Below are 13,488 nucleotides of genomic sequence, written 5' to 3'. Positions count from 1 at the left end.
AGCCCGAAATGCTCATTTACCAGAGTAAACTCCGCTTTCTTTCTGATTTTTTCCTCGTCTGACCGTCGCTCACGACGACTTTAACCGGTTCGTTTACAAGCGTTAATCAAAAATTCTGGCCCCTGCTGAAAGCAGCAAGGGCGTCAATGCTGCTACCAGCGCGCTTTTAAGAGGTTTGGTTGAATACCGGCTATGGCTCGGGTGTTGCCATAGTCTTTAGCGGCGATCCCGGCTTCGAATTCTTCCCGGAAATATTTAATCGCACTCTGTAGTGGTTCAACCGCGCCCGGCGCGTGAGCACAGAAGGTTTTGCCCGGCCCTAAGAAGCGGCACAGCTGTTCCAGCGTCTCAATGTCACCCGGCTGACCTTCGCCGCGCTCCAATGCTCGCAGGATCTTCACACTCCATGGCAAACCATCGCGGCAAGGCGTACACCAGCCGCAGGATTCACGAGCAAAAAACTCTTCCAGATTGCGCACTAGTGGAACCATACCGATTTCGTGGTCTACCGCCATTGCCAATGCAGTCCCTAAGCGGCTGCCTGCTTTAGCGATATTCTCAAAGTCCATCGGCAGATCCAGATGGTCAGCGGTCAGGAAGTCAGTACCCGCCCCGCCCGGCTGCCAAGCTTTGAATTTCAGGCCATCGCGCATACCGCCGGCGTAATCTTCCAGAATTTCACGCGCGCTGATACCAAACGGCAATTCCCACAGACCTGGATTTTTCACCCGGCCAGAGAAGCCCATCAATTTGGTACCGGCATCGTTACTCTTACCGGCAGTAATCCCCTGATACCACTCCACACCATGCTCAAGAATGGCCGGAACGTTGCAGAGAGTCTCAACGTTATTGACGCAAGTCGGTTTACCCCACACACCGGAGGAGGCAGGGAAAGGCGGTTTTGAGCGCGGATTGGCGCGGCGACCTTCCAGTGAGTTAATCAGCGCAGTTTCTTCACCGCAGATATAACGACCAGCACCGGTATGTACAATCAGCTCAAAATCAAAGCCGCTGCCCATGATATTTTTGCCCAGCAAGCCAGCTTCTGTGGCCTCAGCAATAGCACGGCGTAAGTTCACAGCAGCTTCGATATATTCGCCACGCAAGAAGATGTAGCCACGATAGGCTTTTAGCGCAAACGCGCTGATCAGCATCCCTTCCACCAGCAAATGAGGCAATTGCTCCATCAGCAAGCGGTCTTTATAGGTGCCCGGCTCCATCTCATCGGCGTTACACAGCAAATACCGAATGTTCATGCTTTCGTCTTTTGGCATCAGACTCCACTTCAAACCAGTGGAGAAGCCAGCACCGCCACGACCTTTCAGACCGGCGTCTTTGACCAAGTTAACAACATCAGGTGGCGCCATGCCTTTTAAGGCTTTTTCAGCACCGGCATAGCCAGTTTTGCTGCGATATTCATCCAGCCATACTGGCTGTTTGTCATCACGTAAACGCCAGGTCAGCGGGTGCATCTCTGGTGTGCGAACAATTTCTTTGGTGAAACCTGAGTTAGTTGTCATGGATATTGCTCCAGTAACTTCTCAATATCTTCAGGTTTCAGGTAGCTGTGGGTATCGTCATCGATCATCATGGTCGGGCCGCGATCGCAGTTACCTAAGCAGCAGGTTGGCAGCAGTGTGAAGCGGCCATCAAAGGTCGTCTGACCCGGCTGAATACTGAGTTTTTTCGAAATCGCGGCTTGAATCCCCTGATAACCGGTGATGTGGCACACCACACTGTCACAGTAACGGATAACATGACGCCCAACAGGTTGGCGGAAGATCTGGCTGTAGAATGTGGCAACCCCTTCAACATCACTGGCCGGGATACCCAGCACTTCAGCAATGGCATGAATCGCCCCATCCGGCACCCAACCGCGTTGTTTTTGCACAATTTTCAGTGCTTCGATTGAGGCAGCGCGAGCATCTTCATAATGGTGCTTTTCATGCTCGATAGCATCACGTTCTTCAGCGCTCAACTCGAAAACGTCAGTCGTGGTCACCGGTTCAGCCGCATTGACTGCCAGATTCGCCACATTTTGGCTTTCGTTATGATCCTGAGTCTCTTTTTGGTTGCTCATAATTAGCGGTCCACATCAGACATTACAAAATCGATACTGCCCAGATAGACAATCAGGTCAGATACCAGGCTGCCACGGATAACCGATGGGATCTGCTGCAAATGGGCATAGCTTGGAGTACGTATCCGGGTGCGATAGCTCATGGTGCTGGCATCACTGGTCAGATAGTAGCTGTTGATCCCTTTGGTCGCTTCAACCATTTGGAATGATTCGTTAGCTGGCATCACTGGGCCCCATGAAACTTGCAGGAAGTGAGTGATTAGCGTTTCGATATGTTGAAGCGTGCGTTCTTTCGGCGGCGGAGTCGTCAGTGGGTGATCGGCCTTGAACGGGCCTTCTGGCATGTTTTTATAACATTGCTCCAGAATGCGCAGACTTTGGCGCAACTCTTCCACTTTCAGCATCACGCGGTCATAACAGTCACCGTTGTTACCGACGGGCACTTCGAAATCGAAGTTCTCATAACCGGAGTAAGGACGCCATTTACGCACGTCAAACTCAACGCCAGTAGCGCGTAAGCCCGCCCCCGTCACACCCCATTCCAGCGCTTCTTTGGAATTATAGGCAGCAACACCGATAGAACGCCCTTTCAGAATGCTGTTCTCTAAAGCTGCTTTGACGTAGGAATCAAGACGTTTTGGCATCCAGTCAAGGAAGTCACGCAGCAGACGTTCCCAACCACGTGGCAGGTCGTGTGCAACACCACCAATACGGAACCAAGCCGGGTGCATACGGAAACCGGTGATAGCTTCAACTAAATCGTACACTTTCTGACGATCGGTAAAAGCAAAGAACACCGGCGTCATTGCGCCGACGTCTTGGATAAAGGTACTGATGTACAGTAAGTGGCTGTTGATGCGGAACAACTCAGACAGCATGACGCGAATGGTTTTAACGCGATCCGGCACTTCGATACCGGCCAGTTTTTCAACTGCCAGCACATAAGGCATTTCGTTAACGCAGCCGCCAAGATATTCAATACGGTCGGTATATGGAATGTAGCTGTGCCAGGACTGGCGCTCGCCCATCTTCTCCGCGCCACGGTGGTGGTAACCCACATCTGGCACGCAGTCGACAATCTCTTCACCATCCAACTGCAACACAATGCGGAACGCACCATGTGAGGAGGGGTGGTTCGGGCCGAGGTTAAGGAACATAAAGTCCTCATTTTCGGTCCCGCGCTTCATGCCCCAATCTTCAGGTTTGAAAGTCAGTGATTCCATTTCCAGATCTTCTTTCTGCTTTGTCAGCACAAAGGGATCGAACTCAGTGGCACGGGCTGGGTAATCTTTACGCAGCGGGTGACCTTCCCAAGTCTGCGGCATCATGATGCGCGTCAGATGTGGGTGACCATCAAAGGTAATACCGAACATTTCCCAAGTTTCGCGCTCATACCAGTTGGCATTAGGGAAAATCTTGGTCGCTGTGGACACGTGTAAGTCTTTTTCAGACAGTGCCACTTTCAGCATGATGTCGCGGTTGCGTTCGATGGAAAGCAGATGATAGAAAACAGAAAAATCCGCATCAGGGAGGCCCTGGCGGTGGGTACGAAGGCGTTCATCTACACCATGCAGGTCAAACAGCATGACATACGGCTTCGGTTGTTTTCTCAGAAACGACATTACTTCCAGTAATTGCTCACGCTTCACCCATACCACGGGCATGCCGGTACGAGTCGCTTGAACAACAAAGGCCTCTGGCCCAAAACGGTTCGACAGCTCACCAATTACCGGATCATCAAGATGATCTCGGGTTTGCCATGCTGGCTGAGTGCTGTCGGACGTCGTTAAATCGGTCATTATTTATTCACCACACTGTTTTTTCACCACACTGAATGTGTCATTTTGTGGTCATTTGCCGCACACATGTTCTGGAAGAAAAACGGTTCTCTCCAAAAACAAATCACTTACGTACCAAAACCTTACACTTAAGCAGTGTTAGATTTCGTCAGGTGTACGCAGGTTAGTTACTGCAATTCGTTCAGCATGCTTACGTTCTCTTTCCGGCTGCATATTGGCGCGATAAACACCTTGATCACCCACAACCCAAGAGAGAGGACGGCGCTCTTTACCGATAGATTCCTGTAGCAGCAACAAAGCTTGCATGTAGGCTTCCGGGCGCGGTGGGCAGCCTGGAATATACACGTCTACCGGTATGAATTTATCCACGCCTTGTACTACGGAATAGATGTCGTACATGCCGCCAGAGTTAGCACAGGCGCCCATGGAAATAACCCATTTTGGTTCCAACATTTGTTCATACAAACGCTGAATAACTGGAGCCATTTTGGTAAAGCAGGTACCGGCCACCACCATAAAATCGGCCTGACGTGGGGAGGCACGCAATACTTCTGCACCGAAACGTGCTACGTCATGTACGGCGGTGAACGAGGTCACCATCTCCACATAACAGCAGGAAAGACCGAAGTTATACGGCCAAAGAGAGTTTTTACGCCCCCAATTCACCATGTCATGCATGGCGTTCTCAAGTTTACCCATGTAAACACTACGGTGGACATGTTGCTCGAGAGGATCGCCGCTGACGGTTTCCTGAGTTTGCAGGGGGTAACGGTCATTCTCACCGTTAGGGTCTATGCGGGTGAGCGTATAGTCCATGTTAATGCCTCGCTGTATTTATTGACCACTATACCTTTTGTACTTGGAGTCGCAGGGTTGTTAGCTGTGCGTCCTAATCCGAATCACTTATCTGTAGTCAATCTTACTTATCGATAAGTTTATCGGAATTCATCCGCTTGCCGCCTGGCAACACCTAGTTCTTGGGTATATCTGGATGACTGCTGGCGTATTTGACTATGCTCGGTTTGCTCACACGACGATTAGAACGCGTAGGAGTCCAATCCAGAGCGCCGATACGCACCAGATAAACCAAACCAGCCAAGAGCACCAAAATGAAAATGGTTGCTTCGATAAAGCCTACCCAGCCGCTCTCACGAATAGAGATTGACCACGCATACAGGTACAGGGCTTCAACATCGAAAATCACGAAGAACATGGCGACCAGATAAAACTTAGCAGACAGGCGCATACGCGCGGAGCCTACTGAATCAATACCTGACTCATAAGGGACGTTTTTGGCACGGGCCCGAGCTCTCCCACCCAGGAAGAACGCACCTAGCAGCATCAAACCGCACAGCCCGATTGCGCCGATCAGGAATACAGCGAACGCCCAATGATGAGCGATAACTTCAGTGGTTGTTGACATACTCATTGCTTACTCATCAAAAGTGGCGTCGGACATCCTGCTCTTGTGTTGGCAGTTAGTGCACCACATCGATTCAAAGGGAAGGATAAAAACCACACAAAACACACTGTTTTAATAACTGTTTAGCCAGTGTTTTACTGTGGGCTTTTTACTCCTTTCAGTAACCTTTTGTCAACTTTGACAAAAGTAACTACAGATTAATTTACAAACGCACGATCTTACTTAACATTTGGTGCGAAGCTGTAAGCTAAATCGAGTCAGTAATTTGTTAAGTGAGAACATACACATATAAACCAACATGGATAGTTCTTACTAACTATACCATTGTCTCAGGAATAACCGGTTCTTCCACTCACTAGCTAGGGGTATTTTTTTGATCCAGAACACGTTTTGAGTGTTATTTCGTAAATATTCGACACGAAAAGTTGTAATTTATTATTTATAAATAATGAAATGGTGTTTTAATAAAATATAAGTGGCGAATAATGAATCATCTTATTAACCACAATATTAATCAGGCTTATTGTCTACTATCTACTCGCGATAAGCACCTATAAATAAAATAAAACGGCGTTTGGCCCATTAAATTAAACTGAACAAGGTAAAACAGGCTTTTCACAAAAAATAGAAATAAAAAAGCCCCTATAATTAGGGGCTTATCATGATTTTGGTGAATAAATGTTTAACTTTGATCGTCTATCAAATAATCAGAATCTAGCATTAAATCCGCACCGGGTTGCAAACCATGTTGATGGCCTGTCTGCATAGCATCAAAAATAGCCAAGGCCAACTCATTGCTACACTGACTGTCTTTGCATAATGAATAATGAGTTTCAGGTAGGCGAGGTAGGCCTTCTGTTTCACCCAATACGCGCAAATCAGGACTCATCATCTCTATGGGTCTGGCAGTGATCCCCAGCCCTGCTCTAACTGCCGCTCGAATGGCAGAAAGCGAAGAGGCTACATAGGCGATACGCCATGCTATCCCGGCTCTGGTCAGATGCTCAATGGCCATATCTCGGAATGGGCTTGGCTCATCCATAACAACTAAAGGTACTGATTCGCCGGGCTGAAACTGATAATCAGCGGAACAATACCAAAGTGTCGGCGATGTTCTTAAAATCACATGAGGATGAGTGTCGACCTTGGCTGTTGTAATAGCCAGATCCACTTCGCCATGACTCAGCATGTCAGCGATGAGTGGGCTACGTTTCACCCGCACATCAATTGCCAGCCGAGGATATAGCGTAGCCACTCGGTTTAATAAGAAAGGCAGCAGCGTATCGGCAGTATCATCAGATGCGCCAATAATAAGTGCCCCTTCTACATTGCTATACATAAGTGACGTACAAGCTTCATCATTGAAACGCAAGATTTTTCTGGCATAGCCAAGTAACTGGAGACCATGTTCAGTCAATAATTTGTTACGCCCGTGACGGGCAAATAACTCCTTACCAACTAACTGTTCTAACCGTTGCATTTGTTGGCTAACTGCTGACTGTGTTCGACAAACCGCCGCCGCAGCAGAGGCGAAAGTATTCAAGTCAGCAACAGCTACAAAGGTTCTAAGCAGATCGAGGTCGAGATTAATTATCGGACGATTTGCATTTGTCATAGTGTATTCTTCACTTTTTTGAATTCTAATTACAAACTACCCTGGTGTTTATGTATTAGCGCCATCAATAAGGGACAACGCTAAGTATGACAGTACCCCACTCATTCGAGTAGGGCAAAAAATTTACTTATATTTCGTTACCGCTATCTCTTTTTAAAAAAAACTATTGGCTGAATTCTGTATTTGTTTGTGAGTGAGGTCATAGAAAAGAGCTAAATCTTCGATAAATGAAGATTTTTTCCTTTAGAAGCGCTGATTTATCGAGGCTTTTATAAAATTTATGCCTCTATTTTAATTAACTCATCAAAACTCATCTTTAGAAAAATATTAAAAAATATCAATGTATCTCTCTCTGCACTTTCTATTTAATTCAGCAATTTCAACTATTAACATTTTATGCTCGATAAGAATTTACAAGATTAAGATTAGATTTCCTTAATAGTTTTCCTATTTACAAATCTGCCTATTTTTGTCCCTCTCTATATGTATGATGATATAAACTGTTGAATTCAGATCTATGTCATTAAAACACGCAACATTGGGTGACAGAACACTCTCTTTTGTTCTGTCATTACACAACAGAAAACAGGTCTCAATTTTTCTCAAAAACTCTTTTTGTTGTTGTGCACAACTGGCCAAATCTGCCAGAAGAAAGCTTCAGACAAACTCATCAATCAAACATCACCGGGTGGATTTGAGGGCAAAAACACCGTCAATATCACCTGCACTTTTCGCTCAGTAGTTATTTGCACTAAATCAATAGTCATTTGCACTAAATCAGTAGTCATTTGCACTAAAGATGTGCATAGAACTTCAAAAATCAACAGCGTCGGAGTACATTGGATACCTTGCAGTGTTCCACGCTGAGGACACGCTTTTACCAGCAAAAGGCTCAATTTTTTATGTCCCCCATTGAGAAATCCAGCAAACTGGACAACGTTTGTTATGACATTCGTGGCCCAGTGCTAAAAGAAGCTAAGCGTCTTGAAGAAGAAGGTAACAAGGTTCTGAAACTGAATATTGGCAACCCTGCCCCATTTGGTTTCGATGCACCGGATGAAATTCTGGTGGATGTGATCCGTAATTTGCCGACTGCCCAGGGCTATTGCGACTCCAAAGGCCTATTTTCGGCGCGCAAAGCCATTATGCAGCACTATCAGGCCCGCGATATACGCGACCTGACTGTCGAGGATATCTACATTGGGAACGGTGTTTCTGAGCTGATCGTACAGTCCATGCAAGCATTGCTAAACCTTGGCGATGAAATGCTGGTACCGGCCCCCGACTATCCGTTATGGACAGCGGCAGTATCACTTTCAAGTGGTAAAGCCGTGCATTATATGTGTGATGAAGAGTCAGGCTGGTTCCCCGACTTAGATGATATTCGCAGTAAAATCACCCCTCGCACCCGCGGAATAGTGATTATCAACCCCAACAACCCAACGGGTGCCGTCTACAGCAAAGAACTGTTGCTAGAGATTGTCGAAATCGCCCGCCAGAATGACCTGATTATTTTCGCCGATGAGATCTACGATAAGATTTTATATGACGAAGCCCAGCATCATTCTATTGCTGCTCTGGCGCCTGATTTGCTGACGGTGACATTCAATGGCCTGTCCAAGACCTACCGCGTTGCCGGTTTCCGTCAGGGCTGGATGGTGTTGAATGGGCCGAAAAAGCACGCCAAAGGATACATTGAAGGTTTGGAAATGCTGGCATCAATGCGCTTGTGCGCTAACGTGCCAATGCAGCATGCTATCCAAACGGCACTGGGTGGCTATCAGAGTATTAGCGAATTTATCCAACCGGGTGGCCGTTTATATGAACAACGTGATCGCGCCTGGGAATTAATCAATCAGATTCCAGGTGTTTCCTGTGTGAAACCTCAAGGCGCGTTATACATGTTCCCGCGTATTGATCAGAAACGTTTTAACCTGCATGACGACCAGAAATTGGTATTGGATCTGTTGTTACAGGAAAAAGTCTTGCTAGTACAAGGCAGTGCCTTTAACTGGCCATATCCGGATCATGTGCGCATCGTGACATTACCGCGCGTAGATGAGTTGGAAATGGCAGTGGGTAAGTTAGGGCGATTCCTCGAGACATATCACCAGTAGGTTTGGCTTTCATTTGTTTAGTGGTTTGGTGATCGATTCGGTTGGCATGAGATCGGTGATCACCTTATCTCTGATGCCTCAACCGCCAAGTGGGCCATGCGCGTGGCCCCTTTGGAATCCAGCGCTTCGCACGTATCAAGAGAGAAAACTATGAGTCACTTCTTCGCCCACCTATCCCGCCTGAAACTCATCAACCGCTGGCCGCTGATGCGCAATGTCCGCACTGAGAATGTTTCTGAGCACAGTTTGCAGGTGGCATTTGTCGCTCATGCATTGGCTATCATCAAAAACCGGAAATTTAATGGCAATCTTAATGCCGACCGCATCGCGCTGTTGGCGATGTATCACGATGCCAGTGAGGTCATAACCGGTGACCTGCCCACTCCTATCAAATATTACAATCCGCAAATTGCTCATGAATACAAAAAGATAGAAAAAGTCGCGCAGCAGAAGCTGATTGAAATGCTGCCAGTTGAGTTACAACATGATTTTCGTTGTCTGTTGGATGAGCATTATTACAGCGAAGAGGAAAAAGCGCTGGTTAAACAAGCAGATGCCTTGTGTGCTTATCTAAAATGTTTGGAAGAATTATCCGCAGGTAATAATGAATTTATCCAAGCCAAAGCGCGGCTGGAGAAAACTCTCGCCATGCGCCAAAGCCCGGAAATGGATTACTTTATGGAAGTCTTCGTCCCCAGTTTTAGCCTGTCTCTGGACGAAATCAGCCTTGACTCGCTGGATTGACCAGCATAAAAAACGCCGTAAAACCAGGCAATTATCCAGAGTCAGGGGCTAAGGATAATCAGAATGGAAATAACACGGGCACCACCATCACACTCACAATCATCACTAATACAGTAAACGGCACCCCTATTCGGATAAAATCGCCGAATTTATAACCGCCGGGGCCTAATACTAATGTATTCACCGGGGATGAAACCGGTGTCATAAAGGCCGCTGATGCTGCAATACCAATAATCATCGCAAAGGGATACGGGGAGACCGACATCTCGCGAGCGGCAGCAATCGCAATCGGTGCCATCAACACCGCGGTCGCCGTATTAGAGATAAACAGCCCAATGGTGGCGCACAGCACAAATAAGCACAACAACATCACCCTTGGCCCCATTCCTCCCGCGACATCCATCAGCCCGCGAACAATCAGATCAACCCCGCCCGTTTTTTGCAATGCTTGTGCAAAAGGCATCATCCCGATAATCAAAATCAAGCTCGGCCAATGAATTGAGCGATAAGCACTTTCCATATCAATACATCGGAACTGCCCCATCAACAAACAGGCCACCAGCGCCGCAATCACATTCGGCACTTCGTCGGTTAGCATCATCGCCACCATCAGCGCCAGACAGAACAAAGCATGAGGAGCTTGTGAGATAGCCGGTGCCACTTCATCCACTTCAGCAGGTAGGTTCAACACGATGAAATCACGCGTTTTTTGCTGTAATTGGCGGATCAATTTCCAGTCACCAATCACCAGTAAAATATCGCCAAACTGCAATTTGTCATCGACCAGTTTGCCTTCCAATGTCTTACCATTGCGGCGGATACCCACGACATTCAACCCATAACGGGTGCGGAAGGTCACTTCACGCAAACTTTTACCTAGCAGGGAGGAATCCGGAATAAGAGAAACTTCAGCCATCCCGACGTTACGCGCTTGTTCCGAGAAATACTCACCGCGCAGCACCATCGGCTCTAGCATTTGCTCGGTGCAAAACTCGCGCAAATCCATGTCGCAATCAGACATATCAATCAGCAAAACATCATTTTCGCGCAGTTCAGACGACCCTGTCGCACTGACCATCACTCGCCGAAAACGTTTCCAGCGCTCAATCCCGACCACATTGGCACCATAGCGGGCGCGCAGGTGTAACTCATCGAGAGAGCGGCCAATTAAAGGAGAATCGTGGCGAATAGCCAAACGGCGGGCGCGGCCCGTGAGTTTATAATCACGGATAAGATCTCGGAAGGTACGGCGCTTCCATTGTTGCTCTTTTTCTGAACTTTCCGGTTTTCCCCCTAGCCAGTGGCGCGCCACTAGCATGTAGCCGACCCCCATCAGCAAAATGATAAGGCCAATCGGTGTGACACCAAAGAAACCGAAACCTTTAATACCCTCACGCAACAACTCACTGTTAACAACCATGTTTGGCGGAGTCGCGACCAATGTCATCATGCCACTGATAAGCCCGGCAAAGCTCAGCGGCATCATTAATCGCCCCGGTGAAATCTTCATCCGGCTGGCGACACTTAATACCACTGGGATAAAAATCGCCACCACGCCGGTCGAGCTCATAAAAGCCCCCAATCCCGCCACAGTCACCATCAATAGCGCCAGCATTTTGGTTTCACTGTGGCCGGCAACTTTCACCAACCAATCCCCGACCTGATAAGCAACACCGGTTCTGACTAACCCTTCACCAATCACAAACAATGCCGCGATCAATATCACGTTGGGGTCACTGAAGCCGCTGGTCGCCTCGCCTAATGACAAAGTGCCACTCATCACAAAGGCAATAATCACCAATAATGCCACGACATCCATTCGCAGTTTATTGGTGGTAAACAGCACAATAGCTATCAGAAGTAGCGTCAACACCCACAATAGTTCGCTGTTCAAAATGGCCTCGTTGGCAAAAAGTGAAAGGGAATATCCGGCTCTGGTAGTAAATCATTAAATTAGCGCGATACCGCTGTTTGAGATCAATAATGACTGTAAATTTATGCGCTTACCATCCCACAACGGCATTAATTGTGTTTTTTTCCTGAAAAATAATTAACCAATTGGTGATGTCGCATTCGCCATCTAAAAAAATCCACATGAAGCATTCCGATATTCAATAGGATTTAACCGCCTGACTATACTGATAATACTGAATCGTAGGCCGTCGTTGGTATTATCTGGCTGGAGCACTGAATGAGCAATATTACGGATTATCCGATTATACTTTTTCTGTTGTCATGCGCTCTGCTGTATGGAGCCGCTTACGTCGGTCAGGCTTTTTTCCGGCGCGGGCGGGATCTGGATGACAATATCCGTGAGAATTTTACTGTTATCCAGGGGGCAACACTCACCTTACTCGGCCTGATTATCGGTTTCAGTTTTTCGATGGCCATCAGCCGCTATGATTTGCGTAAAAACTATGAAGAAGCAGAGGCCAATGCCATTGGAACGGAATATCTGCGTGTCGATTACTTACCAGCCGCGTCCAGTGTCACCACCAAGGCATTGTTAATACACTATCTTGACCAACGGATACTTTTTTATACCACGCGCAATGAAGCCCATTTGGAGCAGATTAATAATAAAACCAATCAATTGGAAAATGCGCTGTGGGGCGAATTGCTAGGGCCGGTGAATCAGCGCCCAGATCCTGTTATGGCATTAGTGGTGTCGGGGATGAATGATGTTTTGAATTCAGCAGGTTACACCCAGGCAGCATGGTGGAACCGGATCCCGCATGCTGCCTGGCTACTGATGCTGATTATCGCGGTTTGCAGTTGTACCTTAGTGGGATATGGCTCCAAGCAGGGCAAAAAGGGCAAGATTATGACATTAATTTTGCCGTTAGTGATTTCATTCTCTTTTATGCTCATCGCCGATATTGATAGCCCGCGCGGCGGAATTATTCGGGTAAAACCACAAAACCTTCACAGCCTGGAAGACAGTTTGCCCCTCCCCACACAATCACTGCCCCAATCGCGCTAAAAAAAAGAGCGCCATCAGGCGCTCTCGATAACACACTCAACCAAGCGGATTAGCCGATAAAGCGAACCCGCGCACCTGTCTGCGTCTTTTCGACATCAATGTGCTCAAGTGAACTGAGGGCCAAATCGACTTGATCCAGCTTTGGTGTGTCAGCTGGCGCATTGACAGCTATCACTTGGCAACCCGCCGCCAGCCCTGACAAAATACCCGCAGGGGCGTCTTCTACCACGATGCAATCTGCCGGTGCCAGTCCCAAACGTTCAGCACCTAACAGGTAAGCATCCGGCATAGGTTTACCATGTTTCACCTGCTCAGCAGTCACGAACACTTTAGGTTCGGGTAAATGGCCTGCCGCACGGCGCGCAGAAGCAACTGGTACGGAGCCGGAAGTCACAATAGCCCACGGAATAGACAGGTTATTAAGCCGCTCCAGCAGTGACACAGCTCCCGGCAGCGCTGTCACGCCATCCGTGTCATTGGCTTCAATGCGCTCTAAAGCCAAAAATTCTGCTTGAAGTTCTGCATCACTCGCACCCGGCATAAAATGACGAAGAGAGGTAATTGCTTGTTTGCCATGGATAAATTCTAGCACTTCGGATGGATCAATACCGCGACCCTGCGCCCAACCAATCCAGGCGCGCTCCACAGCAGGTAATGAATCAACCAGAGTCCCATCCAAATCAAAAAGAAAACCTTTACACTCCACAAGCACATCCTCGTTAGTCAA

General features: G+C 47.7%; 11 protein-coding genes. 3 read left to right on the top strand and 8 right to left on the bottom strand.

Annotation, left to right across the window (positions count from 1 at the left end; translation table 11 throughout):
* Positions 1 to 152: 152 nt before the first annotated feature.
* From nuoF to rovM, 6 genes are all read right to left on the bottom strand, one after another.
* A complete protein-coding gene (gene nuoF / locus F0T03_RS07570) occupies positions 153 to 1,520 on the bottom strand; it encodes an NADH-quinone oxidoreductase subunit NuoF (RefSeq protein ID WP_159677611.1) in 1,368 nt (455 codons plus the stop codon).
* Complete coding sequence (gene nuoE, locus F0T03_RS07565) at positions 1,517 to 2,080, bottom strand: NADH-quinone oxidoreductase subunit NuoE (RefSeq protein ID WP_162526909.1); 564 nt, start codon at positions 2,078 to 2,080, stop codon at positions 1,517 to 1,519. The genes nuoF and nuoE overlap by 4 nt, the downstream gene beginning before the upstream one ends.
* Positions 2,081 to 2,082: 2 nt before the next feature.
* Positions 2,083 to 3,879: an NADH-quinone oxidoreductase subunit C/D gene (nuoC, locus tag F0T03_RS07560; RefSeq protein WP_145554990.1), complete on the bottom strand. Its 1,797-nt coding sequence runs from the start codon at positions 3,877 to 3,879 to the stop codon at positions 2,083 to 2,085.
* 138 nt (positions 3,880 to 4,017) lie between these two features.
* Positions 4,018 to 4,695 (bottom strand): NuoB/complex I 20 kDa subunit family protein, encoded by a 678-nt coding sequence (locus F0T03_RS07555; RefSeq protein ID WP_145554989.1) that lies wholly within the window; start codon positions 4,693 to 4,695, stop codon positions 4,018 to 4,020.
* 154 nt (positions 4,696 to 4,849) lie between these two features.
* Positions 4,850 to 5,308 (bottom strand): NADH-quinone oxidoreductase subunit NuoA, encoded by a 459-nt coding sequence (gene nuoA / locus F0T03_RS07550; protein WP_162526908.1) that lies wholly within the window; start codon positions 5,306 to 5,308, stop codon positions 4,850 to 4,852.
* Positions 5,309 to 5,984: 676 nt separating this feature from the next.
* On the bottom strand, positions 5,985 to 6,917 hold the full coding sequence (rovM, locus tag F0T03_RS07545; RefSeq protein WP_159677609.1) for a virulence transcriptional regulator RovM: 933 nt from the start codon (positions 6,915 to 6,917) through the stop codon (positions 5,985 to 5,987).
* A gap of 902 nt (positions 6,918 to 7,819) precedes the next feature.
* Here rovM and F0T03_RS07540 point away from each other — a divergent pair.
* Positions 7,820 to 9,034, top strand: coding sequence for a pyridoxal phosphate-dependent aminotransferase (locus tag F0T03_RS07540; protein WP_145556332.1), 1,215 nt, complete (start codon positions 7,820 to 7,822; stop codon positions 9,032 to 9,034).
* Between the two features lie 150 nt (positions 9,035 to 9,184).
* Positions 9,185 to 9,778, top strand: a complete 594-nt coding sequence (gene yfbR / locus F0T03_RS07535) for a 5'-deoxynucleotidase (protein ID WP_004391643.1) — start codon at positions 9,185 to 9,187, stop codon at positions 9,776 to 9,778.
* Between the two features lie 58 nt (positions 9,779 to 9,836).
* On the opposite strand, the gene F0T03_RS07530 is transcribed toward yfbR, so the two are convergent.
* Positions 9,837 to 11,672 carry an SLC13 family permease gene (locus tag F0T03_RS07530; RefSeq protein WP_145556331.1) on the bottom strand — a complete coding sequence of 612 codons (1,836 nt, stop codon included), beginning with the start codon at positions 11,670 to 11,672 and terminating at the stop codon, positions 9,837 to 9,839.
* Between the two features lie 297 nt (positions 11,673 to 11,969).
* Here F0T03_RS07530 and F0T03_RS07525 point away from each other — a divergent pair, with 297 nt between their 5' ends.
* On the top strand, positions 11,970 to 12,761 hold the full coding sequence (locus F0T03_RS07525) for a bestrophin-like domain (RefSeq protein ID WP_145556330.1): 792 nt from the start codon (positions 11,970 to 11,972) through the stop codon (positions 12,759 to 12,761).
* Positions 12,762 to 12,810: 49 nt separating this feature from the next.
* Here F0T03_RS07525 and F0T03_RS07520 read toward each other — a convergent pair whose 3' ends face one another.
* A complete protein-coding gene (locus tag F0T03_RS07520) occupies positions 12,811 to 13,467 on the bottom strand; it encodes a sugar phosphatase (RefSeq protein WP_162526907.1) in 657 nt (218 codons plus the stop codon).
* Positions 13,468 to 13,488 lie beyond the last annotated feature (21 nt).

This window comes from Yersinia canariae (assembly GCF_009831415.1).
In the GTDB taxonomy this organism is placed as follows: Bacteria; Pseudomonadota; Gammaproteobacteria; order Enterobacterales; family Enterobacteriaceae; genus Yersinia; species Yersinia canariae.
This window is presented reverse-complemented; position numbering and strand designations above follow the sequence as displayed.